At 68.2% G+C, this 26,180-nt stretch carries 30 protein-coding genes; 9 read left to right on the forward strand and 21 right to left on the reverse strand.

Features of this window, described 5'->3' with window-relative positions; translation table 11 throughout:
* Positions 1-12 precede the first annotated feature (12 nt).
* Both ACIA75_RS25190 and ACIA75_RS25195 read left to right on the forward strand, forming a co-directional pair.
* A complete protein-coding gene (locus tag ACIA75_RS25190) occupies positions 13-666 on the forward strand; it encodes a TetR/AcrR family transcriptional regulator (RefSeq protein ID WP_397109066.1) in 654 nt (217 codons plus the stop codon).
* A 172-nt stretch (positions 667-838) separates the two neighbouring features.
* The gene (locus ACIA75_RS25195) at positions 839-1,630 is read left to right on the forward strand and encodes a hypothetical protein (RefSeq protein WP_397108097.1); all 792 of its coding nucleotides are present in this window, start codon (positions 839-841) and stop codon (positions 1,628-1,630) included.
* Positions 1,631-1,815: 185 nt separating this feature from the next.
* On the opposite strand, the gene ligD is transcribed toward ACIA75_RS25195, so the two are convergent.
* The 7 genes from ligD to ACIA75_RS25230 all read right to left on the reverse strand — a co-directional run bounded on the left by ligD (position 1,816) and on the right by ACIA75_RS25230 (position 6,836).
* Entirely contained in the window at positions 1,816-2,826 is a 1,011-nt protein-coding gene (gene ligD / locus ACIA75_RS25200) for a non-homologous end-joining DNA ligase (protein ID WP_397108099.1), read from the reverse strand.
* Complete coding sequence (locus tag ACIA75_RS25205; RefSeq protein WP_397108101.1) at positions 2,823-3,908, reverse strand: ATP-dependent DNA ligase; 1,086 nt, start codon at positions 3,906-3,908, stop codon at positions 2,823-2,825. Before ACIA75_RS25205 ends, ligD begins: the two co-directional genes overlap by 4 nt.
* 106 nt (positions 3,909-4,014) lie before the next feature.
* Entirely contained in the window at positions 4,015-4,401 is a 387-nt protein-coding gene (locus ACIA75_RS25210; RefSeq protein WP_397108103.1) for a cold shock domain-containing protein, read from the reverse strand.
* Positions 4,402-4,426: 25 nt separating this feature from the next.
* Positions 4,427-5,533, reverse strand: coding sequence for an SPFH domain-containing protein (locus ACIA75_RS25215; RefSeq protein WP_397108105.1), 1,107 nt, complete (start codon positions 5,531-5,533; stop codon positions 4,427-4,429).
* A 24-nt stretch (positions 5,534-5,557) separates the two neighbouring features.
* Positions 5,558-5,785 carry an NfeD family protein gene (locus ACIA75_RS25220; RefSeq protein WP_397108107.1) on the reverse strand — a complete coding sequence of 76 codons (228 nt, stop codon included), beginning with the start codon at positions 5,783-5,785 and terminating at the stop codon, positions 5,558-5,560.
* Positions 5,786-5,832: 47 nt separating this feature from the next.
* On the reverse strand, positions 5,833-6,456 hold the full coding sequence (locus ACIA75_RS25225; RefSeq protein WP_397108109.1) for a TetR/AcrR family transcriptional regulator: 624 nt from the start codon (positions 6,454-6,456) through the stop codon (positions 5,833-5,835).
* The gene (locus ACIA75_RS25230) at positions 6,342-6,836 is read right to left on the reverse strand and encodes a DUF6191 domain-containing protein (protein WP_397108111.1); all 495 of its coding nucleotides are present in this window, start codon (positions 6,834-6,836) and stop codon (positions 6,342-6,344) included. The genes ACIA75_RS25225 and ACIA75_RS25230 overlap by 115 nt, the downstream gene beginning before the upstream one ends.
* Positions 6,837-7,093: 257 nt before the next feature.
* On the opposite strand from ACIA75_RS25230, the gene ACIA75_RS25235 reads away from it, so the two are divergent.
* On the forward strand, positions 7,094-7,798 hold the full coding sequence (locus ACIA75_RS25235) for a phosphatase PAP2 family protein (RefSeq protein WP_397108113.1): 705 nt from the start codon (positions 7,094-7,096) through the stop codon (positions 7,796-7,798).
* An 8-nt stretch (positions 7,799-7,806) separates the two neighbouring features.
* On the opposite strand, the gene ACIA75_RS25240 is transcribed toward ACIA75_RS25235, so the two are convergent.
* Genes ACIA75_RS25240 through ACIA75_RS25255 form a run of 4 tightly spaced genes read right to left on the reverse strand, consistent with a single transcriptional unit; the run spans position 7,807 to position 13,197 of the window.
* Positions 7,807-9,126, reverse strand: coding sequence for a pyridoxal-phosphate dependent enzyme (locus ACIA75_RS25240; RefSeq protein WP_397108115.1), 1,320 nt, complete (start codon positions 9,124-9,126; stop codon positions 7,807-7,809).
* Positions 9,123-10,622 carry a decarboxylase gene (locus ACIA75_RS25245; protein WP_397108117.1) on the reverse strand — a complete coding sequence of 500 codons (1,500 nt, stop codon included), beginning with the start codon at positions 10,620-10,622 and terminating at the stop codon, positions 9,123-9,125. The genes ACIA75_RS25240 and ACIA75_RS25245 overlap by 4 nt, the downstream gene beginning before the upstream one ends.
* Positions 10,619-11,905: a heavy-metal-associated domain-containing protein gene (locus tag ACIA75_RS25250; RefSeq protein WP_397108119.1), complete on the reverse strand. Its 1,287-nt coding sequence runs from the start codon at positions 11,903-11,905 to the stop codon at positions 10,619-10,621. The genes ACIA75_RS25245 and ACIA75_RS25250 overlap by 4 nt, the downstream gene beginning before the upstream one ends.
* Positions 11,902-13,197, reverse strand: coding sequence for an aminotransferase class V-fold PLP-dependent enzyme (locus ACIA75_RS25255; protein ID WP_397108121.1), 1,296 nt, complete (start codon positions 13,195-13,197; stop codon positions 11,902-11,904). The genes ACIA75_RS25250 and ACIA75_RS25255 overlap by 4 nt, the downstream gene beginning before the upstream one ends.
* A gap of 159 nt (positions 13,198-13,356) precedes the next feature.
* On the opposite strand from ACIA75_RS25255, the gene ACIA75_RS25260 reads away from it, so the two are divergent.
* Positions 13,357-13,776: a pyridoxamine 5'-phosphate oxidase family protein gene (locus ACIA75_RS25260; RefSeq protein WP_397108123.1), complete on the forward strand. Its 420-nt coding sequence runs from the start codon at positions 13,357-13,359 to the stop codon at positions 13,774-13,776.
* Positions 13,777-13,781: 5 nt separating this feature from the next.
* Here ACIA75_RS25260 and ACIA75_RS25265 read toward each other — a convergent pair whose 3' ends face one another.
* From ACIA75_RS25265 to ACIA75_RS25275, 3 genes are all read right to left on the reverse strand, one after another.
* Positions 13,782-14,216, reverse strand: a complete 435-nt coding sequence (locus tag ACIA75_RS25265) for a CBS domain-containing protein (protein ID WP_397108125.1) — start codon at positions 14,214-14,216, stop codon at positions 13,782-13,784.
* A gap of 120 nt (positions 14,217-14,336) precedes the next feature.
* Entirely contained in the window at positions 14,337-14,498 is a 162-nt protein-coding gene (locus ACIA75_RS25270; RefSeq protein ID WP_397108127.1) for a hypothetical protein, read from the reverse strand.
* A gap of 337 nt (positions 14,499-14,835) precedes the next feature.
* Entirely contained in the window at positions 14,836-15,633 is a 798-nt protein-coding gene (locus ACIA75_RS25275; protein ID WP_397108129.1) for an SAM-dependent methyltransferase, read from the reverse strand.
* Positions 15,634-15,979: 346 nt separating this feature from the next.
* Here ACIA75_RS25275 and ACIA75_RS25280 point away from each other — a divergent pair, with 346 nt between their 5' ends.
* Both ACIA75_RS25280 and ACIA75_RS25285 read left to right on the forward strand, forming a co-directional pair.
* On the forward strand, positions 15,980-16,198 hold the full coding sequence (locus ACIA75_RS25280; RefSeq protein WP_397108130.1) for a DUF397 domain-containing protein: 219 nt from the start codon (positions 15,980-15,982) through the stop codon (positions 16,196-16,198).
* A gap of 83 nt (positions 16,199-16,281) precedes the next feature.
* Positions 16,282-17,172, forward strand: coding sequence for a helix-turn-helix domain-containing protein (locus tag ACIA75_RS25285; protein WP_397108132.1), 891 nt, complete (start codon positions 16,282-16,284; stop codon positions 17,170-17,172).
* Between the two features lie 84 nt (positions 17,173-17,256).
* On the opposite strand, the gene ACIA75_RS25290 is transcribed toward ACIA75_RS25285, so the two are convergent.
* The 5 genes from ACIA75_RS25290 to ACIA75_RS25310 form a co-directional block, all read right to left on the reverse strand.
* Positions 17,257-17,484, reverse strand: a complete 228-nt coding sequence (locus tag ACIA75_RS25290) for a hypothetical protein (RefSeq protein WP_397108134.1) — start codon at positions 17,482-17,484, stop codon at positions 17,257-17,259.
* Between the two features lie 260 nt (positions 17,485-17,744).
* Positions 17,745-18,404 (reverse strand): SDR family oxidoreductase, encoded by a 660-nt coding sequence (locus ACIA75_RS25295; protein WP_397108136.1) that lies wholly within the window; start codon positions 18,402-18,404, stop codon positions 17,745-17,747.
* 19 nt (positions 18,405-18,423) lie between these two features.
* Positions 18,424-18,927, reverse strand: coding sequence for a DUF2599 domain-containing protein (locus ACIA75_RS25300; protein ID WP_397108138.1), 504 nt, complete (start codon positions 18,925-18,927; stop codon positions 18,424-18,426).
* Positions 18,928-19,076: 149 nt separating this feature from the next.
* Entirely contained in the window at positions 19,077-19,322 is a 246-nt protein-coding gene (locus ACIA75_RS25305) for a hypothetical protein (protein ID WP_397108140.1), read from the reverse strand.
* A gap of 102 nt (positions 19,323-19,424) precedes the next feature.
* Positions 19,425-19,688, reverse strand: a complete 264-nt coding sequence (locus ACIA75_RS25310; RefSeq protein ID WP_397108142.1) for a hypothetical protein — start codon at positions 19,686-19,688, stop codon at positions 19,425-19,427.
* A 116-nt stretch (positions 19,689-19,804) separates the two neighbouring features.
* Here ACIA75_RS25310 and ACIA75_RS25315 point away from each other — a divergent pair, with 116 nt between their 5' ends.
* The 3 genes from ACIA75_RS25315 to ACIA75_RS25325 all read left to right on the forward strand — a co-directional run bounded on the left by ACIA75_RS25315 (position 19,805) and on the right by ACIA75_RS25325 (position 22,895).
* Positions 19,805-20,680 (forward strand): helix-turn-helix domain-containing protein, encoded by an 876-nt coding sequence (locus ACIA75_RS25315; protein WP_397109068.1) that lies wholly within the window; start codon positions 19,805-19,807, stop codon positions 20,678-20,680.
* 137 nt (positions 20,681-20,817) lie between these two features.
* Positions 20,818-21,831 carry a transcriptional regulator gene (locus ACIA75_RS25320; RefSeq protein ID WP_397108144.1) on the forward strand — a complete coding sequence of 338 codons (1,014 nt, stop codon included), beginning with the start codon at positions 20,818-20,820 and terminating at the stop codon, positions 21,829-21,831.
* Between the two features lie 38 nt (positions 21,832-21,869).
* Positions 21,870-22,895, forward strand: coding sequence for an alpha/beta hydrolase (locus ACIA75_RS25325; RefSeq protein ID WP_397108146.1), 1,026 nt, complete (start codon positions 21,870-21,872; stop codon positions 22,893-22,895).
* Between the two features lie 151 nt (positions 22,896-23,046).
* On the opposite strand, the gene ACIA75_RS25330 is transcribed toward ACIA75_RS25325, so the two are convergent.
* Both ACIA75_RS25330 and ACIA75_RS25335 read right to left on the reverse strand, forming a co-directional pair.
* Complete coding sequence (locus ACIA75_RS25330; RefSeq protein WP_397108148.1) at positions 23,047-23,688, reverse strand: YdcF family protein; 642 nt, start codon at positions 23,686-23,688, stop codon at positions 23,047-23,049.
* Between the two features lie 718 nt (positions 23,689-24,406).
* The gene (locus ACIA75_RS25335) at positions 24,407-25,993 is read right to left on the reverse strand and encodes a GMC family oxidoreductase (protein WP_397108150.1); all 1,587 of its coding nucleotides are present in this window, start codon (positions 25,991-25,993) and stop codon (positions 24,407-24,409) included.
* Positions 25,994-26,180 lie beyond the last annotated feature (187 nt).

Genomic DNA, 26,180 nt, shown 5'->3' on the forward strand with positions numbered 1-26,180 from the left:
CTCGAACGCGCCATCGGGTCCGGCACCGCGGCGGACGGGGCCGGTGCCGGGGCCGCGGTACCGGCGCGGCGGCGCCGGCTCGAACCCGACGAGCGCCGGGCCCAGATCCTGGCCAAGGCGATCGATATGTTCGGCGAGCGCCCGTACGCAGCTGTATCCACCGCCGAACTCGCCCAGCGCGCCGGGGTGGCCCGCGGGCTGATCAATCACTACTTCGGCAATAAGCGCGACCTCTACCTCGCGGTGGTCCGCCGGATGGTGACCCTGCCCCGCGCCGGCGAACTCGCGGTGCCCGCGGGCAGCACCCGGGAACGGATCGACGCCAGTGTGCGGTGGTTGCTGGATACGATCTCCGAACACGGCAGCACCTGGGTGAAGGTGACCAGTCACGAAGGAGTCGGCGACGATCCCGAGGTGCAGCAGATTCTCGACGCCGCCGACGATGCGGCGGCGCAGCGCCTGCTGGCGATGATCGGACTGTCCGGCGCCGCGGCGGGGGAGCCGCGCCGTGCGATGGTCCGCGCCTACGGCGGAATGGTGAAGGTCGCCGGCCGGGAATGGCTCACCCGGGGCACGATGACCCGGGCGCAGGTCCACGCACTCCTGGTCGATGTGCTGACCACCCTCGTCACCGAATCCCTGCCCCGGGTGCCCGAGGAGAATTGACCGGGCACATCGGGTCTCGTTATGAGATAGCACGGCGTGTCGGGTGGACACATGTGATCCGAACCCCTCCCGTTTCCCGGGACTGTCGCGGCGATCCGGCCTATATTTGGCGAAGTGCCGGGCGGGGTCTACTGCTCCGGGGTCTCCCGGCAGCAGTGCGAAGGGATCGGGCATGGCGTATTCACAGCGTTGGGGCGAGCAGCGCTGGCCGGAAGTACCAGCGGACCGGGACGAGGAGCCGCCACCGCGACCCGGCCGCCGAAGACCCGGGCAGCGCGACGAACCCGAGGAGATCGACCTCGACGAACCGCTCTACACCGATCGACCGATCGTCAACCCGTATGCGATCGTTGCACTGGTCGCGGCCCTGATCCTGCTGTTCCCGGTGGCGATCGTCTTCGGGCTGATCGCGTTCACGCACCCGCGGGGCCGGGTGATGGCCTTCGGCGCATTCGTGCTCGGTGTCGTCGAGGCAGCGTTGCTGGCGGCCTTGGTCGTACTACCGCACGACGGCGTCGCCGGTATGTTCTCCCGGGTCGGTGACGCCGTGAGCGAAGCGGCGGGTTCCCCGTCCGCCGCAGACGACCCCGCTGCTCCGGCAGTGCCCGGCGCGGTGGTGGAGAGTGCCGCTGTCTCGATCCCGTCCCCGCCGACCCGCACCACTCCCGCCGGTCCGCCACCCTCGACTCCCCGGAGTGTCCCGGCCCCTGTCCCGCCGGCCGCCGAGCTGGATACCGCCTGCCCCGAGGCGGGCCTGCTCGGCGCTTCCGCTCGCGGTGACACCCTGCTGTGCCTCGCCGACCCCGCGTCGGTCACCGGCTATCAGTGGTCCGGCCCCCACCGAATCGCCGAGGACATCCGCGAGGCGGGCGGTGAGTGCACGCCCGGCGGAGCGACGGCCCGCACCGACGCCGGCTATGCGCTGGTCTGCGAGCGCGGCGAATGGGTCCTGTGGACCTCGTGATCCAGTGGATGCCGGTAGGCCCGTGATCCGGATCGGTTCCGCGGCGCGGGCGGAATGTCCTGCCCGGCGCTCGACGGCGACCGCCCACCTCGGTACCTGGGTCTACCGCTCGGGGACGTGCGCTACCGAGCCGGGGCGCGCCCCGGCTGTGGTCGGTGATCCGCGGCGTTCGCGCTGCGGACGGCCTAGCCGGCCGGGTCCGGTTTGCGGGCCCGGCTGGGTTGGACCCGCGGTGGTTCGTTCGGCATCTTCGGATACTGGGGCGGCCAGGGGGCGTCCATGAGACCGGCGGCCAGATCGCGTTCCGACATCTCCAGCAGTACATCGATGGACTGCGGCGCCCGTTCCGCCCACGGATCGCCGAACGCGGCCAGCCGCGCGGGCACCGTCGCGATCGTGAGGTCCTCGGGAACTATTGCGTCCAGCTCGGACCAGCGCAGCGGCGTGGACACCTGCGCGCCGACCTTGGGCCGCACACACCACGCCCCGAAGACGGTTTTGTGCGGGGCGTTCTGGTTGTAGTCCACGAACACCCGCCGGCCCCGCTCCTCTTTCCACCAGTGTGCGGTGATGTCCTCCGGGTACCGGCGTTCCAGCTCGCGGGCCAGGGCGACCGCCGCGGCCCGCACCTGGTACCCGTCCCAGCGGTGTTCCAGCGCGATGTACAGATGCAGGCCGCGGGACCCCGAGGTTTTCACCCAGCTGTCGATACCGAACTCGGCACACAGTTCCCGGGTGCGCAGCGCCGCGGCCCGCAATTCCGCGAAGCCGATACCGGGTGACGGGTCGAGGTCGATCCGGAGTTCGTCGGCGACCCGCAGGTCCGCGGCGTGGTTGGGCCAGACGTGGAAACCCAGGCAGCCCTGGTTCACCGCCCACAGCACATGGGCCATATCGTGTGCCACCAGCGCATCGCTGGTGGTGCCGTTCGGCGTGGACACCTCGACGGTCCGCAGCCAGTCCGGCGCCGATTTCGGGACCCGTTTCTGGAACCACGATTTGCCCGAGGCGCCGTCGGGATAGCGTTCCAGCAGCAGCGGCCGTCCGCCGTTGACGCGCAGGAACGCCTCGGCGACGCTCTGATAGTAGTGCACCAGATCCAGTTTGGTTTCGCCGCGACGGGAGAAGTACACCTTGCCGGGATTGCTGATGGTCAGCACGCGGCCCGCCGCTTCGATCTCTATCGATTCGCTCATTTCGCCACCGGAGTCCCGAAGATCTCGTGCAGTTCGGCGGGCGCTACTTCCTCGAGCTGCGCGTAGGTACACGATTCCGGTGTGCGGTCGCTGCGGAACCGGACCAGCCGCGCCCCGTGCCGGAACCGGCCGGACTGCAGGTGTTCGTACCGGACCTCGGCCACCAGCTCCGTGCGCAGCGGTTCCCAGGACAGATCCTTACCGGCGCTCCATCGGCTGATCCCGCCCGGCATCGAGCCGCCCGCCGCCGCCTGGGCCGCGGTGTCGGCCCATTCACGCCAGGGATGGTGGTCGAGGGCGTTCTCGCGGTAGGGGTCGAGCTCCGCGACCAGCTCCTCGCGGCGGGCGGCGGCGAAACTGCTGGCCACCCCCATATGGTGCAGGGTGCCCTGGTCGTCGAAGAGGCCGAGCAGCAGTGAGCCGACCCCGGCCCCGTCCTTGTGCCAGCGGAATCCCGCGACCACGCAGTCGGCCGTGCGCTCGTGTTTGACCTTGAGCATCACCCGTTTGTTCTGCTGATACGGCTGGTCGTCGGCCTTCACCATCACCCCGTCGAAACCGGCGCCCTCGAACCGGGTGAACCAGTCCCGGGCGACGGCCGGGTCACCGGTGAGCGGGGTCAGGTGCACTCGGCCGGGCGCGGTGTCCAGGATCGACTCGAGCAAACCGCGGCGTTCGGCGAAGGGCGCGGCGGTGAGATCCCGGTCGGCGAGTGCCAGCAGGTCGAACGCGACGAAACTGGCCGGGGTCTCGGCGGCGAGTTTGGTGACCCGGGACGCCGCGGGGTGCAGGCGCTGCTGGAGGACGTCGAAATCGAGGCCGTGTTCGGTGACCACGACGATCTCCCCGTCCACCACACACCTATCCGGCAGCGCCGCCTTCAGCAGCTCGGCGACCTCGGGAAAGTACCTGGTCAGCGGCCGGTCGTTACGTGACCCGAGTTCCACCTCGGCGCCGTCGCGGAACACCACACACCGGAAACCGTCCCATTTGGGCTCGTAGCTGAGCCCCGGGCCGGGTGGGATATCGGGTGCCGTTTTGGCCAGCATGGGCCGTACGGGTGGCATCACCGGCAGATCCACTGATCCTCCTCGGGTCGATCCTCACCCGTATCGACGTCGCGGCGAGCGCCGATTCATCGCTCCCGATACTAGGAGCCGACCCCGACAGATCGATGGATCCGCCGCGTCAGTCCGCGATCCAGCCCTGGTCGGCGGCGAAATCGGTGAGTCGTTCCCGGATCACCACGATCTCCCCGGCGGTGAGCGCCGGGGAGGCGTCCAAGAGCAGTTCGGTGACCTGCCGGAGGTATTCGCCGGCGGTGAGGCGGACCCCCGCCGGAGCGGCGGTATCGGGCCGGGCGCTGTGCATGCGTGGCGACCGGAGATTGATCGCTTTCGGGCCACGGTCACCTTCGGTGACGTCGAACTCGAACACCCGGCCTTGCCGGAGTTCGTCCTCACCGAGGCCTATATCGTTGACGTGGACGAATACGTCGGGCCCACCGTCCTCGGGCCGGATGAAACCGAAACCCCGCGTTCCGTCGAACGACACCAATTTCCCGCTGGCCACCACACCGCTCCTCGCCGCAGTTACGCGGTCACTCTATATCCCGTTTTTCCTCGTTGTCGGCGATCAGGGCCTTTTGCAGCGAGTTGAATACGGTGAGCCCCTGCCCGACCATTCCGTTGAGCAGTTCGCCGACCCCGTCCGGGCCGTTGAGCACGGTGAGATTCGCATTGGACAGCCCGCGGGCGGCCTGTTCCACGATCAGCGGGAGCTGTTCGATCAGCATTTGGTCGAGCGCGATCCGGTTGTTGGAGGCGGCGGCCTCGGCCTGGATCCGGGTGCGGTTGGCTTCGGCCTCGGCCAGGATACGCACCCGGTCGGCTTCGGCCTGGGCCGGTTTCACCACTTCGGCCTGCAGCTGCTGTTCGCGCAGTTCGGCTTCCTTCTGTGCCTGGGCCGCCTGGGCGCTGAGCACTTCCTGCTGTGCGAGTGCGGCGGCCAGCGGACCGGCCGCGGCGGCTTCCGCCTCTGCCTTGTCGATATCGCGCTGGTAGCTCGCCTTGAGGATGGACGTCTCCCGCGAGTATTCGGCCTGTTTGCGCAGCGATTCCTGTTCGGCCTCGGCCGACCGCTGAGCCGCCTGCGATTTCGCGATCTGGGCATCCCGGTGCACCGCCGCGTTGTGCGGGGCGGCGAGGGCGGAGATATAGCCGAGATCGCCGTCGTCGATGGACTGGATCTGGAACGAGTCGACCCACAGCCCGATATTGCTCATCTCCACCTTCGAGGCGACCAGCACCTCGTCGGCCAGGCGCTGGCGTTCCCGGATGATCTCCTCGACCGTCATCGAACCGACGATGGAGCGCAGATGGCCGGAGAAGATCCGCCCGGTCAGCACCGACATCTCCTGTTCCTGTTCGGACAGGAAACGCTGCGCCGCGTTCACGATCGACGCGGTGTCGTTGGCGACCTTGAACGCGATCACCGCACGGACCTGCAGCACGATGGCCTGTTTCGTCACGCAGCGTTCGGTGATCTCGGCTTCGAACATGGCCAGCGACAGATACCGGACCTTGCGGAAGAACGGCATCACCCAGGTGCCGCGGCCGATGATCACCCGGAACGGTGTGGCGTCGCGGCTCTTCGCACCGCTGACCAGCATGGCCTCGTCGGGATCTGGGACGTGATAACCCAGCACGTAATGACTCCTCGCGTCGAAATGCTACGGTGCCGGGTCCGGGGTGAGGGGTATCCAGGGCACGACATCGGCGATACGGCCGGAATCGACCCCGACGACCAGCACAGTGCTACCGGCCGGGATGGCTTCGGCGGCGCGGGCGATGTACCCCTCGGTTCCCCCTCGTACGGCGACCAGGACCTCTCCCAGCGTCCCGGGGCCTCGGATCGGCGAGGTCAGCTTACCTGTCGACCCGACGACTTCGTCGTGCAATATCGTGAACCTCCTTGCCCGGCCGTGGCTTCCGTCCACGCGCGAGGCTACTGGTACAGCGTGCGGTACGCGCCCAGCATGGCGACGAGGTGATCGACGATCTCCTCGCGGGTGGCGCGCAGTGAACCGTTCAACCACGCCGAGAACATGCCCGCGTTCCCGCTGGCCATGGTGACGGCCGCGAGGCGGCGCCGCACGGGGTCGTCGATCCGGGCGAACAGATGGTCCTGGATCAGCCTGGTGAAGGCGGGCATCACCGAAATGGTGGTCTGGCCGAGTCCGGTGCTGGAATACGGCTCGACCAGGAACAGGCGTGATTTCCGCGGATCGGCGAGCACCTTGTCCACCAAGGCCTCCGACAGCGCCCGGTCCCGGGAGGAATCGTCGGCGACCGCGAACGCGGTCATCGGCTCCAGGAAATCGTCGGCGGTCTGCCGATACAGCACATCGAGCAATTCGTCGCGGCTGGCGAAACTTTCGTAGAAGTACCGGTCGGTGAGATTGGCCCGGCGGCATACCGCGCGCATGGTGACGCCGGCCGCGCCGGCCTCACCGATCAGGTCCAGCGCGGCTTCGAGCAGGGCGCCCCGCCGGGCCTGCTTGCGCTCCGAAAGCGTGGTACCACCCCAGATCCGGGGTCCGCCGTCGTCCGATCGCTGGTTTGCACGCACCCGTTCACAGTAGTGTCCGCCTGCCCGCTCGCCTGCCGGTGGTCGGCCGGGCCGGGCGGTGGGGTGCCGGTAGCACGCTCCGGCGGCCGGGCGATCAGTACGGCGTGGCCGCGATCGAGATCGACCCGATCGCGCGGTGGCGCGCCGTCGCTGTGGTCGTCGCGAAGCATCGACTGCTCGGCGCGGTCGTCCAGTTCGCGGCGTTTGGTCCCGTACCAGAACGCGGTGATCTCCTCGACCCCGGCCGCGGCGAGCCGGGTCGATGTGTGCGCTGCTGGAGCCTGCCCGGTCTTCGGGAACCGCGAATAGACCCACCGGGTCGCTGCCGCGGCGCCGAGCAACAGCATGAAAGCCGGGGCACCGAGGAAAAGGAGTTCCACAGGCCGACGATACCGGTCGCGGACGGAACGCGGAGTGCACCCGGAGCACGCCCGGCCCGGGCCTCCGCGTTCGAATTGTGCTGGACACAGGGGCACGCTGCCTGAGTATTTCCAGCGGTGCGGGCGGCGAACCTTCCCTGGCCGTGGCCACTTGCGGGCCGAACCGGCTGCCCGGGGGGACCTCCCGCATGACTCTGAGCCGTCCCTGTCCGTTTCGTCCGACTGCCGGCAAATCCGTGGCGACTATCGTGAAACGCATGGTCTTCCTCGCTGCGCTGCTGTTCGTGGGGTTCATGGCCGCCACCGGGTTCGTGCTCGCCGGTGACGCGCTGACCGGTCTCGACCGTCCGGTGTACGAATGGGTGCTCGGGCGGCGGGAGGAACCGTTCACCACAGCCGCGACCGTGATCACCCATGCCGGTGGATCCGTCATGATGTGGGCGCTGGCCTTACTGGCCTGCGGATGGCTGCTGTGGCGTGGCGACACCGGGAATCTGGCCCTCGTCGCCGGTGTGGGAATGTCCTCCGCGATCCTGGTGCCGGTGTCCAAACACTTGATCGACAGGCCACGGCCCCCGGTCGGTAACCGGTTGGTGGAGGTCGGCGAGCCGTCGTTCCCGTCCGGGCACAGCACCGGTGCGGCAGCCGTGATCGGTGTGCTCGCCGCCGTCGTCTACCTGCGGTCCCGCCATCGGACAGCGGCCCGGATGACCGCGGTGTGCGCCGCGGTATTCGTCGCCCTCGTGGGCCTGACCCGGATCTATCTCGGTGTGCACTGGACGACCGACGTACTCGCCGGCTGGGCTCTCGGCGCCCTGCTGGTGGTGCTCGGTGTGCTGGTGCGTGGCCGATTCGGCGAGCCGGGGTCCCGGCGAGGACGCGGGGAGCCATCACCGGGGACTGCTCATCCTTCCGGATCCGCGGTCTCTGCCACGTCCACGCCGGGTGGCACCCGCGGCTGATCCGCCGGTCAGCCACCTCGTTCCAGTGCCATCCCGGCCGCGCGCCAGCCCGCGATCCCGCCGTCGAGGCTATAGGCGGTGTGCCCGGTGCGCTGTGCCAGGGCGGCGAAGTGCCGGGAGATATCGCCGGTGGGGCAGGTGAAGACCACCGGATGTGCCCGGGAGAACGGGGTGCCGTGCGCGAACAGATCGGTGAGCCGGTCATCGGGGATATTGACGGCGCCGGGAATATGCCCGACGCGGTAGGCCATCGCGCCCCGGGTGTCCACGATGATGGGCCGCTGCGTGTCCACCAGGACGGCGAGTCCGGCCGGGTCGAGCACGGCGGCCGCGGCGACCTCGGCCGGTCCCGGCGTGGCGGCCCGGGTCTCGCGGCCGAACAGTTCGGGACGCCGCTGTTTGATATACGACAGGTACGGTTCCAGCCGATCGCACACGATGACCACCGCGACCAGCGGGGAACCACCCCGGCCGGGGCGGTTCAGTACCTCGCGCGCGGCGGCGTAGGCGGCACCGCTGGTGGGCCCGGCGAGAACCCCGTATCCGGTGGCGAGTTCCAGCGTGGCGTCGATCGCCGGCCCGGATTCGACGGTGACGATCTCGTCGTAGAAATCCGGCTGGAACAGGCCCACCTCCCACATCTCCCGCTCGGAGCGGATACCGGGGACGAAATCGCTGCGATCGGACACCACCGCCACCGTCCGCAGGTCGGGATGGTATTTGCGCAGATAACTGCCCGCGCCCCGGCTCGACCCCGTGGTGCCCAGGCCGCCGAACAGGTAGTCGATACGGTCGACGCCCGCGGCGGCGAGATCCTCGTGGATCTCCCGGCCGGTGCCGTCGTGATGCGCGGCGATGTTCTTTTCGCTCGTGTACTGCGACAGATGCCGGAACCGCGCTGGTTCGGCCGCCATGGCGCGCTCGATCGCGGAGTACACATCGTTCGGGGTGGTGGGATCGGGGCATTCCGACAGCCCGGGTAATTCGACGATATCGGTACCGAGCAGTCGCAGCAGATCGCGGACCTCGCCGACCTTGATCCGGTTGGTCATGGCCCGCAGGCCGATCCCGTGCACCGCGCCGAGAATGCGCAGCGCCTTGGCGGTGTTTCCGCTGGATGCCTCGATAAGGGCCCGGCCCTGGTCACGCAGCGTATCCAGTTCGTCGCGCAGCATCGCCCAGGCGACCCGGTCCTTCACCGAGCCGAACGGATTGTGCGATTCCAGTTTCGCGTACAGTTCGACGCCGTCGAGCCGGTGGACGGCCGGGTCCAGGCGGAGCAGAGGAGTGTCACCGATCAGTTCGGTGATGTGCTGGTAGATCGTCACGAAACCTCGGGAGATGCAGATCCGGGATGGGGGAGAACCGGACGGAACTCGTCGTCCGGAGTGATACCGAAACGGCCGTCGCGGAGATCGACCGCCACCTTCTCGGCCGGCGGATGCATGGCGGCCGGACCGGCCGAGAGATCCATGTGATAGCCGGCGGTGTTCGGGAAGACGATCAGATCACCGGGCCGGGGATACCACGGCAGCCATATCTTGTGCGTGCTGACCAGATCGCGTTCCAGACAGAGCCGCCCGGCCAGATAGACCCCGATCGGACTGCCGGACGGTGCCGGCCCGGGGCCCGGTAGCAGCAGCGGATCGGCCATCACCTCCTGATCCGCCGGGGTCACCGTATCCCGGCTGAGATCGAGATGGACGAGCACGCTGCCGTCGGCGGCCTCCTTCACGAACTCCACCCGGGCCAGGGTGATCCCGGCATGATCGGTCAGCGCCTTGCCCGGTTCCAGCCAGATCTCCAGCAGGTTGTCCGCGACAACCCGGCCGATACTGCGCCCGCCCTGGCTGTCGAGCGGGGCGGCCAGCAATTCGGCCAGCATCTCGTCGGCCGGGACGGTGTTGGCGTATTTGTGGAACACCGGTGTGCCCCGCACAGCGCTGCCGTCCACGTGGTATCCGAAGGTATCGGTGCCCCAGCTCATCCGGGGCCCGTGGCCGGTCAGTCCCGCACGCAGGCGATGCACATAGTCGTCGAACCGGTCCGCGTCGGCGGTGAAGACCTGTCGCAGGCCGCCGCCGATATTCAGCACGGCGGGCAGCAGATCCCGGGCGTAGGCCCGTTCGAGCAAGGTGAGACAGGTATCGGCCGCGCGCACCCGTTCCGCGGTGTCACCGGTATCGAGGTGGAACGCCAGACCGCGGAAATCGAGCCGGTCACGGTTGTCCGCGAGGACGTCGAACGCCTGGTCCACGGTGTCCACCGCGATCCCGAACCGGCTGACCTGCGAGCCGGGGAATCCGCTGATCCGCAGCAGCACCGGGACCGGTGCCGCCCCAGCGAGCCGGGCCAGCGTCCGCAGTTCCCAGTGGTTGTCGACATTGACCGTCACGCCGCTGCCGGCCAGAACGTGAAGGAATGCCTCCCCTTTCGGGCCGGTCACCTCGATCCGGCCGGGTGGGAACCCGGCCTGCCGGGCCGATTCCAGTTCGCCGGCCGACGCGACATCCACGGCGGCGCCCAGCGCCGCGGCGGTACGGACGAATGCCCGGGATCGATTGACCTTGTGCGCGTAGCAGATCCGATACGGTACGCGAGCCGCGTCGAGTACATCGGTCAGGCGCTCGAGGTTCCGGCCGAACACCGCGGGGAAGACGAGGTGCAGGGGAGTACCGAACCGCGCCACCGCCCGGTCGAGCGCCGCCCGGTCGTTCAGGAAAGCGCGGACCAGCGGATCCCAGCGCGCCGGTAACGCCGGCGGCTCGCTGTCCCGCGGCGGTGTGTCCCGGCCGGTGGGGATCGACGGCTGCCGCACGATCACTGCCCCGGCTCGTCGGGCGACGTGTCGAGTCGTTCACCCACCGGGTTGTAGCCGCCGTCGCGCAGGGCTTCGAAGGCCCGGGCCCGATTGCGCGGGCTGCGGAATTCGGCCACCACCCGTTTACTGTCCAGGTCGATCTCGACCACCCGGATCTCCATGGACTCCAGTACCCCGCCGATGGTGCGCACACAGTGTTTACAGGTCATATCGGGCACGTAGAAGACCCGGTCCTCGGCGGCGACCGGGTGATCGCCGGGACCTTCGGTCTCCGGCGGGACCGCCACGGGTTCGCATCGGGTCGCGAGTTCGGTGAACACTTCGACGAACCGCTGGACGACCACCGGGAGCAGGCTGTAGTTCGCACCGTCGATCCGGTGCGTGACGGCGGCGAGGCAGGACGGCCGCGCCCCGGCCGGGAGCAGCGCGTACTGGCGGGAGATGAGGTCGAGGTCGTCGTGATAGCGGGCGATGGCGTCGGGCACCGAGAGGCCCTCGCCGGTGGTGGCCCGGTGCATGATCCGGTGCGCGTCGCCGATCGTGGCCTCCTTCATCGCGCGCAGGGTCGCGATGGTCCCGGACGAGTAGCGGAGCGTTCCGTCTCCGGCGCTCTGCAGGGTCACCGGGATCATGCCGCGCCGGTAGGTGGAGGCCTGTAATTCCCAGAACCAGCGGGTCGCCACCGCGGTGAATATCCCGGAATCGCGGAGTCCACGGGCGAATTCGGCGGCAGGCCGGTGCGGGAGACGGTCGGTGAGCAGGGCGTGCTGGGCCAGCGCGCGCCCCGCGGACTCGATCCCGACCCGGAAGATATCGATCGGCTCGTGATCGGTGGTGGTCGCTTCGAGCACCGTGCGTTCGCCGGGCCCGAGTCCGGCGATCCGTTCGGTCAGCGCCGTCTCGGCATCGATCTCCTCCCAGAGCGCGAGTACCGCCTCACGGACGGCGATCGGCACCCGCGGCCCGAGCCCGTCCGCGCGGTAGAAGCCGGTATTGGGGATGCCCGAACTGTCGGTCCAGGTCATCCGGTGGGTGGCGGAGGTGACCTCATCGGCCCGGCACGGACGCATGAACCGGTCCAGGTACAGCTGCTGGGAGACGGTGAGGTGACTTCCCGGTTCGGGACGCAACTCGGTGGCCGTGTAGTCGAAACGCCGCGCCGGTCGCGGTGGGGCGGTGCCGAACAGGCCGGGCCGGGCGAGCCGGGACAGGATCTCCGACGCGGCCCGCCGATCGTAGTGGGCCGTCCGGCTGCTGCCGGCGGGTATTCCGGTCTCGGTGGTCATGCGAACTCCTCGGCCAGGGCGCGGACGCGGTCGGTGAATCGGTCGATATCGTCGAGTCCGGTGTAGATATGGGTGCTGACCCGCACCGATTCGGCGTCGCCGGCGGTCTCCGGAACACAGTGGGTGCCGGTGCGGACCAGAAAGCCGTATTCGGCGAGGACGAAACCCAGGTCGGCCGCCGAGATTCCGTCGAGGGTGAACGAGACGATGCCGTGCCCCGTATCGCCCGCGTGGGCGGGCCCGGGCAGGAAATCCACGCCGGGCACACCGCGTAATCCCGCCAGCAGGCGCCGGGTCAAAACCCGGTTGTGGGCGGCGATCGCGGGCATACCGTAGGAGTCGAGGACCTCGATCGCGGCGCCGAGGGCGAGAATGCCCGGGATGTTCGGGGTGCCGCCCTCCAGCAGACCCGGCATCTGCCCGGTACCGAATCCGCCGGCCGTGAGCTGCGCATCCGTCCCCCCGCCCGGCAGGAACGGGCGCAGTTCGGAGTGCACGCGGCGACGACAATAGAGGATGCCGGTGCCGGGGGCGCCGAACATTTTGTGCGCCGCGAACACCGCGAAATCGGCACCGAGCGCGGTGACGTCGACCGGCAGGTGGCCGCCGCTCTGGCTGCAGTCGTAACACACCAGCACCCGGCCGGGTATGCGGTCGCGGATATCGGCCAGCGTGGTCAGGCCGCCGAATACATGGTGCAGATGGGTGACGGTCAGCAGTCTGGTGCGGGGACCGAGTTTATCGGCGATATCGGCGCTGTCGGCATGCCCCGACGGTGTCGTCCGGTACGGAACGAGTTCGATCCGCCGGCCGAACCGGGCCAGCGTATCCCGCAACAGATACCAGGGCAGGACGTTCGTCGCGTGATCCGCCGGGCTGTACAGGATCTCGTCGCCGTCGCGGAGGGCGGTGAGGCCCCAGGATAGGGCGACCGCGTTGAGCGCGGCGGTGGCTCCCGCGGTGAAGACGATTTCCTCGGGATACGCGGCGCCGACGAAGCGCGCGGTCCGGGCCCGCACCGCGGCGATTCGCTGGGTGAGCGCTGTCGCCCACGGATAGGTGCCGCGGGCGGCATTGGCCGTGGCGGACTCGTGGTAGTTCCGGACGGCGTCGATCACCGCGCGCGGTTTCTGTGTCGTGGCCGCGCTGTCCAGGTAGAGCTCGCGGGCCTGGACGAGGGCGGGAAACGACTCGCGTACCTGCGGCGGGAACAGCTCGGCGGGCGCGGAGGCCTGTGATTCGGTGGCGGCCGGGCGGGCTGCGCGATCCGGCCGATACGGCGGGGAAGTCATCGCGATCGCTCCTTCCGCTCGTACGCCGGACTGCGATCAACGATACCCACGGCCCGGAGTTTCGCCCAGTATTATTGGCCCGCAAGAAGTTTGGAAAAACTGCTGATCGGGTGCGTGCGGATCGCCGGATATGTCGGTGGTGTGTACTACGTTGCCGGTATGCCCCTTACTCCGGAAGACCGTCAGGCGTTTCTGGCCGAACCGCATATCGGTGCGCTATCGGTATCCGCGGGCCCGGATCGGGGCCCGCTCACCGTTCCGATCTGGTATCAGTACATCCCCGGTGGCGAGTTGTGGGTGCTCACCGGCCCGGAATCGGCGAAGATGCGCCGGATCCGGGCGGCGGGACGATTCAGCCTGATGGTGGAGCGGGTGCAGCCCACGGTGCGCTACGTGAGCGTGGAAGGTCCGGTGACCGGCATCGGCCCGGTGTCGGATAGCCGGCATCGCGAGATGGTCGAGCGCTACCTTCCGGCCGAGCAGGTCGAGGGCTACCTCGCCTACGCCGCCGCCGAACTCGGTGAACACGTCATGGTTTCCATGCACCCGCAGCGCTGGCTGTCCGGAGATCTGGGCTGATCGGGTCAGTACCCGCCCTGCAGATATTCCACCAGCTGCTCGCGTTCGGTAGTGAGCTCCGACAGGGCACTTTTGACCACATCGCCGATGCTGACGATTCCGGCCAGCCGGCCGTTGTCGACGACGGGGAGGTGGCGCACGCGATGTTCGGTCATGATCCCGCGGAGCCCGTCGACGCGATCGTCGGGGGTGCAGGTCCGGACCGCGGTCGTCATGATCCGTGCGACAGGCGATTCCAGGAGCGTTGTGCCGTACCGGTGCAGGGCCCGGACGATATCGCGTTCGGAGACGATTCCGGCGATACGGTTACCGTCCGGCGAGACGACGGCGGCGCCGATGTTCTGTTCGGCCAGCAGCGCCAGAAGAGCGCGGATATCCGTTTCGGGCCGGACAGTCACAACGGCGCTGCCCTTGGTATTGAGGATTTCGGCGATTCGCATGGTCACCATCCACATGAGCGCGGGATTACAGAATCTCGCGGCCGGCCCCGGAATACCAGCACGAATCGGCATCGGCCGGCCGCCGGAATATCGGCTCGGACAACGCCGGCGCCGCGGGCCCTACTCGTCATCGAGCCCGGCGGAAAGGTAGGCGGCGGCCGCGAGCCATTGCCGGCATTGCGGGCCGTGGACATCATGGACGTGCAGGATGGCCCGGGCCTGCCGGTAGGTGAGTACCGGCGGTTCGGCGCTGCAATCGGCACCGACCTCGGGTGCTGCCATGTGATGCAGCGGCTCCGTGTGCTGCCCCAGAGGATGGGCGCCGGCCGCACCGGCGACGGCGTTCCGGGGGGGACTTCGGAATGGCTGGATCATTCGGTTGCCCCTCACGTGCGATATTGCGGGGGGACGACGGTCCAGCCGGTGAAAAGGACTGGAAATACTGCGTATCGCCCCTCTTGGTGGACCGAGTCTAGGCTGCCGTAGCTTGCAAATGCAAGTACATCTGTAAACAACAGACGAAAAACTATCTGTGGCGGTTGTGTGCCCGGCCGGCGCGACCGCCGCAGTGGCACTGTCCTTCTCGGCGGCCGGGCGCGTGGGCGCCCGCGGGGACCGGTCACGGTTTGCGTGCCACACCGCCGTATGCCGGGATCGGCTCGATGTCCCCGGGGTCCGAGGTTTCCGGGCGCCACCGGGCTACCGAGACGAAGCCGGGCTCCACCAGGTCCAACCCGTCGAACACGGCCCGGATCTCGGTGCGCGGCCGCGGTATATAGGGGGCGCCGCCGGTATCGGTGTAGCCGGCGCACAGGCGGACGTAGGCCTCGCTGTCGTCGGTTCCGTCCCACAGGATCAGGTAGCTGCCAGCGGGCGTCGCCTCGAGGACGGTACGCACGATCCGCAGCATGTCGGCGTAGGAACGGGCGTGGCCGAGGACGCCCATGAACATCACCGCGACCGGCTCGGTGAAGTTCAGAATGTGCCGCGCGTCGGCGACGATGAGCTCCGGGTGATGGTAATCGGCGTCGATATAGGTGGTGACGCCCTCGTCGGTGCCACTGGTCAGCAACATGCGAGCGTGCGCGAGGACGAGCGGGTCGTTGTCGACATAGACAACCTTGGACTCGGGCGCTACGCCCTGTGCGACCTCGTGTGTGTTCTGCATCGTGGGCAATCCGGTTCCGATATCGAGGAACTGGCGGATTCCCTTCTCCTGTGCCAGGTATCGGACGGCGCGGAGGAGGAATCGCCGGGACTGGGTCGCCATCGCGATGATCCCGGGGTAGGTGGCGATACCCGCGTCGCCGGCGATCCGGTCGACGTCGTAGTAGTCGGTGCCGCCCATCCAGTAGTTCCAGATGCGGGCGGGGTGGGGGATATCGGTCCGGGTGGTTCGAGGGTGATCATCGGGCACTGTGGGCTCCTCGGCGGTGCGGTGTCGGAAGCGTGCCGGAGGGTGTGCTGCGCCCGGCTCCCGAGGGGGTGGAACCGATCTTGTCTTGGGACGGTACAAGACTCGCCGACGGTCACCCGAGCCGACGCGCCAGCCGGTTACCACCCCGTGGCGTGACCGAAACCGCCCCGGCGATCCGGGTCGCGGGGCGCCCGATCCGGTCGATGGGGATCCGTGGACGCGCGTCGGCGAACTTCGTGCTATCGTCCTGATGTCGGTGCAGATGCAAGAACACCTGCGAGTGCATCTGTAAGGACCGGCGTATGCGACTGTGGTGATCAGCAACCATGAGCAAGGAGTAGGTCCTATGTCGGAAATGACCAATCAGGTGATCGGAGATTGGCGGAAGAGCACCTTCAGCAATCCGAGCGGGAACTGTGTCGAGTTCGCCGAAGCGGCCGGCAACCAGGTGGCCGTCCGTAACTCGCGTTTCCCGGACGGTGGTGTGCTCTTCTATACGCGCCCCGAGATCGAGGCCTTCCTGCAGGGCGCGAAAGCGGGAGAGTTCGACGATCTGGCCGTCTGAGAGGTAGCATGGGCCGTCGGCGTGGTGCGCTGCGGAATACACTGTGGCGCACCGTGGGTTAACCCGAAAGCGGAGACGACTCCATGATCGCAGAGCCCGAGAATCGTGGCGGCAGAAGTTCCGTCGAGGCGGAACGTGGCCCCACGGTTCTACGTATCGCACTCGGCGGGCAGTTACGGAAACTGCGTGAGAGCAAGAAGATCACCCGCGAGGCCGCGGGTGAGGCGATCCGCGGCTCCCACGCCAAGATCAGTCGGCTCGAGCTGGGCCGCACGAGCTTCAAAGAGCGGGATATCCGGGATCTCCTGACGCTGTACGGCGTCACCGATCCCGAGGAACGCGAAAGCTTTCTCGATCTCGCACGCAAGGCGAACGAGCCGGGATGGTGGCATCGCTACGGCGATCTGCTGCCGTCCTGGTTCGGCACATATCTGGGCCTGGAACAGGCCGCGAGCAAGATTCGCACCTACGAATCGCATCTGGTGCCGGGTCTGCTGCAGACCCCGGACTACGCGCGGGCTGTGGTAACCCTCGGCTACGAGGATGCCGATACGGACCGCCGGGTGGCGTTCCGGCAGCGCCGGCAGGAGATTCTGCACCGGGCGCATCCGCCCGTCGTCTGGGCGGTCATCGACGAGGCGGCCCTGCATCGCCCCGTCGGCGGGGCGGAGGTGCACCGTGCGCAGATGGAACATCTGCTCGATCTGACACAGCTTCCCAACGTGACCATTCAGGTGGTCCCGTTCTCCGCCGGTGAACATCCCGCGGCGGGAAGCTCTTTCACCATTCTGCGATTCGCCGAGGCGGAATTGCCCGATATCGTCTATCTGGAGCAGCTGACGAGTGCGCTGTATCTGGACCGGCGTGAAGACTTGGCACTGTATCTGTCGGTGATGGACCGATTGAGCGTGCAGGCCGCGACTCCGGAGAAATCGCGGGCGATTATCGCCGACTACACGAAAGGCCTGTCGTAGCAGGCATGTAGTGCGGGGGTGAATGTGGCGGGGCGTTTATTCCGTCCCGGCGCCGAGCCGCCGAGACGGTGAATGTCGCTGCCGTCAGGCCCTGATGAAGGTCGACGCCACCCGCCAGAACGTATCCGGCTGCAGTGCGCGGAAGTCCCAGTCGTCGGCGAGGGCGTGGACAGTGGCGACGATCTGGTCGATATCGAAATCGTCACGTGTCGCCGCGCCGGTGGATTCGATTGCGTCGATGACGAATTCGACGGCGGTCTCGCGCGTCGAACCGGTGCGCGGGCGGCTGCCGCGGACGCTGAATGTACTCATATCAATACCGTTCGCCGACTTGCCGATCGGGGCGGGATCCATTCGGGCCGAACTACTACCGAATCGGTTCGGATCCGTCGGGCTGTCCCGCAGTTGTGGCGGTAAACCACTGGCGAATGTTGTTGTCGGCTCACTCACGCGGCCTCCCCTAGTTTTCCCCTGTATAGCGGTGTGGGATGAGTCTAGGTCGGTAGTGCTTTCAAATGCAAGTACATCTGCACGATCGATTCTTTGTGTCCTAAGGGATTTCGGACGATCCGTCAGGTCGCCAGGGCGGTGACCGCCTCGGCGATCGGCGTGCTGCCCGAGACGAGTTCCAAGGTCCGGCCGGCCGTATGTGACGCGTCGAGCAGTGCCGCGACAACGGTGGCCACATCGGCGCGGGGGATTTCGCCGCGGTCCAGTCGCGGTGGTGCGAGCGTCACGGAACCGGTGCCCGGCTCGTCGGTCAGGCGACCCGGGCGCAGGACGGTCCAGTCCAGGTCGCGGCTGCGCAGATCGTCCTCGGCCTGCGTTTTGGCGTCGATATAGGCCGCCCAGACTTCATCGGTACCCGGTGCCGGGGGCAATCCGGTACCCATGGCCGAGATCTGCAGGAAGCGGCGGGTTCCTACCCGTTCGGCGGCTTCGGCGAGCAGCACCGAGCCGTCACGGTCGACGGTGTACTTGCGGGCGGCGCCGCTGCCCGGCCCGGCTCCGGCCGCGAAAACCACGGCGTCCGAACCCTGGAGGGTCGCGGCGAGATCGGTGACAACCGCCTGTTCCAGGTCCAGGACCACGGGTTCGGCACCGGTGGCGTAGACCTCGGGCGCATGGGCCGGGTTGCGGATCAGGGCAATGGCGCTGTGCCCGCGGCCGGTGAGTTGTTCGGCGAGCAGCAGGGCGATCTTGCCGTGTCCGCCGGCGATGACGATGCGCATAGGGGGCTCCTCTCGTAGCTCAGCGTTCGGGTCCGCCGGGATTGCAGGCGGCGTCGACGGTTGCGTCGTACCCCACCGGCGGCCGCCAGGGTTCCAGATTCCAGGTCGGTTTATCGGGTGCGATGAGCCGCGCCCACTCCCAGTGGCAGCGGAACTGGTCCCACATTCCGGGTGCGTCGGCCGCCGGATCGCGGGAGCGGATCTCCTGCCATGCGCGCAGATCGGATCCAGGGAATGTCGTATCGCGCCCGGCGCGGGTGGGATGAACCATGAGGCGTGGGCCGTCGACGTTGGTGGTCCATTCCAGCTGATCGATCAAGGGTATTCCGGCATAGGGATCGATCACCGGGGTGGCCGAGAGTGTGGCTGTGACCGGGGAGGATGCGCTCGGGAGGGTCATCGTTGTCCGGGCCGCCGCCGAGGTGCCGGGGGCCGGCGGCTCCGTCGTCCCGCAACCGGCGACCATCATCGCGGACAGGAGAGCGAGCGCGCCGGCCGCACGGGACGCGGATTCGGTCGGCATACACGCTCCTGCGGTCGGGTCCGGCGACCTGGTGTGGCCCCGGTGCTCCCGAGCTTAGAGGGCGTGGCCTCGGTTGTGCGGCCGTCCCGGTGTGTGTGGCGGAGTCGGCCGGTTGTGCGCCTGCGGCGCGGCGAGGGCGGGTAGGCCGATCAGCGCCACAGAATGTGGCACGGCAGCCGGCGGAGTCCGGGCCTGATCTTGCTGTCCACGGTCACGGTGAGCCCGGCGTGGACTGCCGCGGAGGTGAACTCCCAGGCTTCGGTATTGGTTGCCGCATATTCCAGGACGAGGGAATTATCCGGAGCCGGTCCGTCGAAGTAGACCGTCACCCGGCGTGTGAGGTTGTCGCGAGTGCTGTTGTCGCGGTCGGCCGTGGCCGATGTCGTGGCGTCCACTGTCGCGCCTCCTTCCGGATAGCGTCACCGTTGACGCCGATGTGTGTAACTCTAAGTCCGCACCATGGGTGAGAACATGTTCCGGAATCGGGTTTGGGCGATTCACAGCGGGCGGTCGATCGCCTCGGGCTGGGTCACGAACGCGGCGACGGCAGGGCGGGGGCCGGAAATCGATACTTGTGTGGTACCGGCCCGTTGCCGGATCTCCGTCGCGGTGGGACCGCTGATGTGTGCCGCGGTGGGACCGCTGATGTGTGCCGCGGTGGGACCGCTGATGTGTGCCGCGGTGGGACCGCTGATGTGTGCCGATACGCGAATTTCGTTCACGGCGGGAGTGATTCGTTTGGTCTCGCGTACCGCTCCCATGCGAAACTCGAATAATGGGTGCTTCTGGGATGCGATCGGCGTTGGAAACGGCTGCCTCGACCGGATCGGGGCCCTCGGCACGTGCCGGGGTAGAGGGAGGCCCGACTGTGCTGCGGATGGTCCTCGGGGGGCGGTTGCGCCGGTTACGGGAAGCCAGCGGGCTCTCGCGGGAGCAGGCGGGGGACCATATCAGGGGGTCGGATTCCAAGATCAGCCGACTGGAACTCGGGCGTACCAGTATCCGCGAACGCGACCTGGTCGATCTGCTCGAGCTCTACGGGGTCAGCGATCCCGAAGAACTCGCGGCATTCCAGGAACTGGCCCGTCAGGCCAACACTTCGGGATGGTGGCATCGGGACAACGACTGGCTCCCGAAGTGGTTCGACATGTATCTGGGCCTCGAACAGGCCGCGCAGGTGATCCGCTGTTACGAGCCGCGCACGGTACCCGAACTGTTGCAGACGCCGGATTACGCGCGGGCGCTGCTCACGCTCGCACATCCGGCGGAAGCAGAGGATGCGATCGAACGCCGGGTCGCGCTGCGGATGCGCCGGCAGCACATTCTGGACCGGGCGCACCCCCCGCATCTCTGGCTGATCGTCGAGGAGGCGGCGCTGACCCGGCGGATCGGTGGTTCGCGGATCTGGTCGGCCCAGATCGATCAACTGCTGGCCGCGGCGCGGCAGCCGCATGTCACGGTGCAGGTGCTGGCCGATCATGTCGGCGGTCCGGCGCTCGCCGACGGGGCCTTCACCTATCTGCGGTTCGCGGAGGCGGACCTACCCGATATCGTCTACCTGCAGCAGCTCACCGGTGCTCTGTACCTGGACAAGCAGGCGGATCTCGACGCCTACCGGTCGGTGGCCAACCAATTGTCGGTGCATGCCGCGCCACCCGAACACACTCCCGGCCTGCTCGCGGCGCTGCGGCGCCGGCAGCCGCGGATCCTGGACCATCCGGTGCGCCGGGAGCCCGGGCGCGGTGGTCACTGACGTTCCGGCGTCGACCGTTCGCCGGAGCGTTACCTCCTTGTGATCGAACCCAATTCGCGGTCGGTCCCCTGATGAACTGTCCGGACTAGCGGTGGATGGGCCCCACACGCCGAACTCGAGGTTACTGTCCAGTAGTTATGGTGGGCAGTAAGGCAGCCGGCTCCGGGAGCGCAGACCTGGAGGCCGAACTCGTGGCACATTTCCGGTGCCCCGAACCGGGCTCGGAAACGGCCGATATGGTCACCACGGTCCGGCACTGCTTGGCGGCGGCCGCACAGGATCTCGGCCCGCGGCCCGCCGCGGCGCCGGCCGCGATCAGCGCCGCGGCCGCGCGGTGGGCACGCGAAGGGGTCGCACTGGAATCGGTGCTCACGGCCTGTCACGACAGTGCCCGTGGCGCGTTCGAATTCCTCGCCGCGCGAATGGCCGGCGCGGCCGCACGGGGTGAGACCCTGGCCGATGCCACCCGGCTGCTGGGGCGGGTGGTCGAGGTGGTGACGACCGCGGCGGCGACCGCGTATCTGGACGAGCACCGGATCGTCGCGCGCGAACATCAGACATCGGCGCAGACAATGGTCGCGGCGCTGCTGAGTGGTCATGGAGTCAGTGCGCTGGCCAGGAAATCCGGCCTTCGGGTCGCTCCGGCATATCAGGTGGTGGCGCTGGCGATCCCGCCGAACGCGGAGGAGTACGCCGGCGGCCCCGGTGTCGTCTCGGCGGCGCGCCGGAAACTGCGCCGGGTACAGGCGGCGCTGGGACCGCCGCTCGGCTCCCGTTCTCTCTCGCTCTTGCGCGCCGACGGTGGCACCGTGCTGATTCCCCTGGAATCCGCGCACGACAGCGGAGCCGGACCGGCGGCCGCCGGGGTGATGAGCGCGGAGGTTCTGCATCTGGTGGCCGAGGCCGCGGACGTCCAGCCGACCGCCGCCGTCGCCGCCGGGGCGACCGCGCAGGTACCGGAGCTGGCCGGCCGCACCCATGAGGCGCTGGACCGGCTGTGCGCCGGCGGCCGGCCTCCCGGCCTGTACCGGATCGGCGAGGACGCAGTGCTCGAGCCGGACGGTTTCGCGAGGGATTCGATGCGGTTGCGGCGACTGCCGCGGGTCGCGCCCGGGCTGCGGTCGCGGCCGGGCAAACCGGGGGCGGCATGACGGTGGGGACGAGTGGCAGCGTTTCGGCGAGGTGTGAGATGAGATCCCGGCTGACTGTTCTGGCCGCACTGGCAGTGATGGGCGTCGCTGCCACCGCTACCCCGGCGAGCGGGGCACCGCCCGGCGCCCCGGCCCCGCCGGCGACGACCGATACGCAGCAGGCCGGTCCACGGCTGCTGCGTGTGGAGGTCCTGGGAGACCAGCGGATCCGCTTGCACATCCGCTCGGTGGCCATGCGCCGGGAGATCGCGATCGATACCTTGATCGGTTCCGGTCCGGCGCCGCGGCCCACCCTGTACTTGCTGGACGGGGTGGACGGCGGCCCTACCTCGGGCTGGTTGACCGAGGGTGGTGCCGCGGAATTCTTCGCGGACAAACCGGTCGATGTCGTGCTCACCACGGGCGGGACGGCCAGTATGTACGCGGACTGGATCCGGGTGGATGCCGCACTAGGGCTCAACCGGTGGGAAACGTTTCTCACCGAGGAGTTACCGCCCATTGTCGAGAAGTATCTGGGGTCCACCGGGGTCCGCGCGATCGCCGGTGTCTCCATGGGCGCGCAGGCGGCGATGATGCTGACCCAGCGGCATCAGGGGTTCTACCGGGGCGTCGCCGGGATGAGCGGCTGCTATTCCACCGCCGACCAGCTCGGCCGGGCGGTCACCGTGATGACAGTGGCCTCACGGGGCGGTAACCCGGAGAATCTCTTCGGGCCACCGGCCTCGCCGGAATGGCTCGAGCACGACAGTCTGCTGGGCGCGGACCGGCTGCGCGGTACCGAAATCTATCTTTCCGTCGCCAACGGAACCCCGAGCGGTGCCGCGTTGATGTCGATCGGCGACAGCCCGGAGATTCTGGCCGTGTTGCTCGGTGGCGGTTCGCTGCTCGAACAGGGCGCACGGCTGTGTACGGAACGGCTCGCCGACCGGCTGACCGAATTGGATATTCCCGCGGTGGTCGATTATCTACCCGAAGGTATGCATTCCTGGCCCGATTTCGAGGTGCAATTACACCGCAGCTGGCCGACCCTGAGCAGGGCATTGGAAATTACGGGTCGGCCCTGAAAGGCAATACGCAACCGGTTCGGTTTCGCGGAAATCCTGTGCAGCGACTCGTATCCCGTTTCGTGGAATCTGGAACATCATGCCGGAAACTGGATTCCGCAGCGCCCGCCCGGTGATTCTTGCCGATGCTCCCTCGTTCCGGCATTGCCCGTCACGGACCGAAAACGGTGACGAATTCCGGGATCTGCCCGGGGGTGAGTGTCGACACCACCGGCACCCCCGCCTTGGCGAAACTGTCCGCCGCGCGGCCGATATGGTTCTCCGAGGTCACCACCACGACGTCGTGGGCGCCGAGGGCAAAGATGAGCGGCGCGCTGCGCTCGGCGTTCTGCAGGGTGTCCGCGGCCGCGGGCTCCTGGTGCACCCGGTGTGCCGGAAGGCCGTGGCGGATCAGCCAATCGGCCATGGCGGCGGACTCGGTGATGCCGTTGCGCGGGTTGCCGCCGGTGACGATGACCGGTGACTGCGGTGCGAGCAGCGCTTGGATATATCCGGCGCGGAGCCGATCCACCAGCTCAGGACGCATACTGCCGTCGGGAAGGAGGCCGTAGCCGAGGATGACGATCGCGGTGCCGGGTCCGTGGATCCGCGCCAGCGGGCCGGTCATGAATTCGGTGAGCCCGGCGGCCACCCGGTCCGGGGTGGGAGGCGCGGCGCCGGCCTGGCCGCACAGGCCCGCGGTGATCGCGGCGGCGGTGAGAGCGGTGGTGAGTCCCGTCCGTAGCGGCCGGGTTCGGCTGCTCCGGCGGGGACGTCTCCGTGGGCGGGTGCGGCCGGAATGTGAATCGGGCATCGGTGCTCCGAAGGGACGGGGCCGGATAGGCCGGGTGTCGAAGATCGGCAACTACATATTCCGCCAGAAATGCGTGATCGATTTGTGATCTGTTGATTTATTGGAGATTCCACGGATCCTGGCAGGGCGCGTTAGTGCATGCAACGGTGCGCTCCGGCGTGGCGAGTGAAATTTATGGGTCCGATTCACAATCCTGCTGTGAACGGCACCAAGACGATTTTCGTGGTTTGGTGATGTCTCCAGTTCCGAGCCGCGAATTCTTGGATATCCGACAGGGAACCGTAGGCTGTGAAGAGTGTCCCCGCCGCGAAATACCTTTTGTGGCAAAAGAATCGGACTGTGGAAAGGTCCTCGATGATTCGACCCACCTCCGGCCGGCTGCGGGCCGCGCGCGTATGTTCCCGCCACCGTGCCTCCGGAGCAGGGGGCACCCCTGCACCGGATCCGGCCGAGCGGAGACGTCGGCACGCCGCCGTGATCCGGTCGTAGACGGGTGCACATCGGGTGGTCGCAGTCCGACTCCACTGTGCCGCCCGGTGTGCGCACGGCCGCCGGTCCGGCCGCGGTGTCCGGGGTTCGTCCTCGTGCTCTGCGCGGATCGGTCCGGCGGCAATGAGCCCACCGGTGGCGTCACCGCACAACCGCCACCGGTGGGCTCACGAGGACACCCATCGGAGCTGCCGGTCCCGAACCGCGTCCGGACCGGCAGCTCCGGAAGTCAGTCCCCGGTCAGGAAATCGGCGGCCCGGGCCCCGATGAACACGCTCGGCGCATGGGTGTGGCCACGCACCAGCACAGGCATGATCGAGGCGTCCGCCACCCGCAACCCCTGCACACCGCGGACGCGCAGCTTCGGGTCCACCACGCTCCGGTCGTCCGATCCCATCCGGCACGTGCCGGCGGGGTGGTAGAGCGTATGGGAGTACCCGTCGAGTGCCGATGCCCGGGTCTGCTCCGACAATCCGTCACCGGGTACGTCCGGCGGGTAGCACAGCGGGCCGAGAACATCCTTCATGGCTTCGGTGCCCGCGATCTCGGCGCAGTAGCGCAAGCCGGCCATGACCGCGGCCCGGTCGGCGCCGTCGGGATCGGAGAGATACTTCGGATCGATCACGGCCTTGGCGAGAGGGTCCTTCGATGCCAGGGTTATCGTGCCGCGACTGTGCGGGCGCAACAGCACCGTCGCCAGGATGACCCCGTGCGCGGTCGGGTCGATCAGGCCTTCGTTGTAGAACGGCGCGGGCGCGTAGACCAGTTCGAGGTCGGGGTACTCGAGTTCCGGGGCGCTGCGCACGAAACCGTAGGCTTCGCCGACATTCGAGGTGAGCATCCCGCGATGCCGCAGCAGGTAATTGGCCAGCTGGGCCGGCTTCTCGGCGGCGAACAGGGAATCGGCGGCCACCGAGTAGCCGAGCCCGGCAACGAGGTGGTCCTGCAGGTTGGCGCCCACCTCGGGAGCATGATGGCGTACCTCGATCCCGTGCCGTTCGAGTTCGGCGCGGTCGCCGATTCCGGAGAGCATGAGCAGCTGCGGGCTGTTGATCGCCCCACCGCACAGGATCACCTCGCCGGTGGCCTTCACCTGCTCGAGGCGCCCGGCCCGCGAGTACTCGACACCCACCGCGCGGTCCCCGTCGAACAGCACCCGGGTGGCGGTGGCCTCGGCGTGCACCGTGAGGTTGCGGCGTTTCATCGCGGGACGCAGGTAGGCGTCGGCCGTGCTCCAGCGCCGACCCCGGTACTGGGTGACCATGGTCTGCGTGAAGCCCTGCGGTTCCGGCAGATTGGCGGCTTCGACGGGGTAACCGAGCTCGGCGACGGCCCGCAGGTACGCGGCGGTGGACGGCCGCGGGCTGCGCTGATGGGAGATGTGCAGGGGCCCGCCGATGCCGTGATCGGCCCCGGCGGGGCTCTCGACATCCTCGATGGCGCGGAACTGTTCGACTGCCTTGTCGAACCCCCAGTCGGGTCCGGCCACCGCGGCCCATTCCTCGTAGTCGGCGCGGAAGCCGCGCACCCACATCTGAGCGTTGAGCGAGGACGATCCGCCGAATGTCTTGCCCCGCGGCCAGTAGATCTGCCGGTTGTCCAGTGCGGGTTGCGGTTCGGTGAGATAGTCCCAGTCGTACGGGCTGCGGAAGAGTTTCGAGAAGCCGGCCGGGATCCGGATGAACTTGTCCTTGTCGGCCGGGCCGGCCTCGAGCAGGATCACCGAACGTCCGGGATCCGCGCTGAGCCGGCTCGCGAGCAATGCGCCCGCCGACCCCGAACCCACGATCACATAGTCCGCACTGACTTCTGTCACCTTCGCACCTTTCGATATCGCGTACGGCAAACATACGAGAGTCGGTGCGGGGATGGGGTGGGTTCGTACCGGTGTCCCGGACACCGGCGGTGGATGATGTGACGGCTGCTCGGAGATGGGTTCCCGACCGCCCGCCGTGCTCGCCGGGCACCTTCCCGACCTGCGGTAATGGCGATAGGTCAGGCCG

The sequence above is a fragment of the Nocardia sp. NPDC051750 genome (genome assembly GCF_044453135.1).
In the GTDB taxonomy this organism is placed as follows: Bacteria; Actinomycetota; Actinomycetes; order Mycobacteriales; family Mycobacteriaceae; genus Nocardia.

Coding starts and splice junctions, on each gene's coding strand:
- ACIA75_RS25260 (WP_397108123.1), top strand. CDS start 13,357: ATGCCCCTTACTCCGGAAGACCGTCAGGCGTTTCTGGCCGAACCGCAT.
- ACIA75_RS25290 (WP_397108134.1), bottom strand. CDS start 17,484: ATGAGTACATTCAGCGTCCGCGGCAGCCGCCCGCGCACCGGTTCGACG.
- ACIA75_RS25270 (WP_397108127.1), bottom strand. CDS start 14,498: ATGGCAGCACCCGAGGTCGGTGCCGATTGCAGCGCCGAACCGCCGGTA.
- ACIA75_RS25235 (WP_397108113.1), top strand. CDS start 7,094: ATGGTCTTCCTCGCTGCGCTGCTGTTCGTGGGGTTCATGGCCGCCACC.
- ACIA75_RS25195 (WP_397108097.1), top strand. CDS start 839: ATGGCGTATTCACAGCGTTGGGGCGAGCAGCGCTGGCCGGAAGTACCA.
- ACIA75_RS25265 (WP_397108125.1), bottom strand. CDS start 14,216: ATGCGAATCGCCGAAATCCTCAATACCAAGGGCAGCGCCGTTGTGACT.
- ACIA75_RS25320 (WP_397108144.1), top strand. CDS start 20,818: ATGGTGGGCAGTAAGGCAGCCGGCTCCGGGAGCGCAGACCTGGAGGCC.
- ACIA75_RS25285 (WP_397108132.1), top strand. CDS start 16,282: ATGATCGCAGAGCCCGAGAATCGTGGCGGCAGAAGTTCCGTCGAGGCG.
- ACIA75_RS25295 (WP_397108136.1), bottom strand. CDS start 18,404: ATGCGCATCGTCATCGCCGGCGGACACGGCAAGATCGCCCTGCTGCTC.
- ACIA75_RS25300 (WP_397108138.1), bottom strand. CDS start 18,927: ATGCCGACCGAATCCGCGTCCCGTGCGGCCGGCGCGCTCGCTCTCCTG.
- ligD (WP_397108099.1), bottom strand. CDS start 2,826: ATGAGCGAATCGATAGAGATCGAAGCGGCGGGCCGCGTGCTGACCATC.
- ACIA75_RS25310 (WP_397108142.1), bottom strand. CDS start 19,688: ATGGGAGCGGTACGCGAGACCAAACGAATCACTCCCGCCGTGAACGAA.
- ACIA75_RS25330 (WP_397108148.1), bottom strand. CDS start 23,688: ATGCCCGATTCACATTCCGGCCGCACCCGCCCACGGAGACGTCCCCGC.
- ACIA75_RS25325 (WP_397108146.1), top strand. CDS start 21,870: ATGAGATCCCGGCTGACTGTTCTGGCCGCACTGGCAGTGATGGGCGTC.
- ACIA75_RS25250 (WP_397108119.1), bottom strand. CDS start 11,905: ATGACCACCGAGACCGGAATACCCGCCGGCAGCAGCCGGACGGCCCAC.
- ACIA75_RS25255 (WP_397108121.1), bottom strand. CDS start 13,197: ATGACTTCCCCGCCGTATCGGCCGGATCGCGCAGCCCGCCCGGCCGCC.
- ACIA75_RS25315 (WP_397109068.1), top strand. CDS start 19,805: ATGGTCCTCGGGGGGCGGTTGCGCCGGTTACGGGAAGCCAGCGGGCTC.
- ACIA75_RS25280 (WP_397108130.1), top strand. CDS start 15,980: ATGTCGGAAATGACCAATCAGGTGATCGGAGATTGGCGGAAGAGCACC.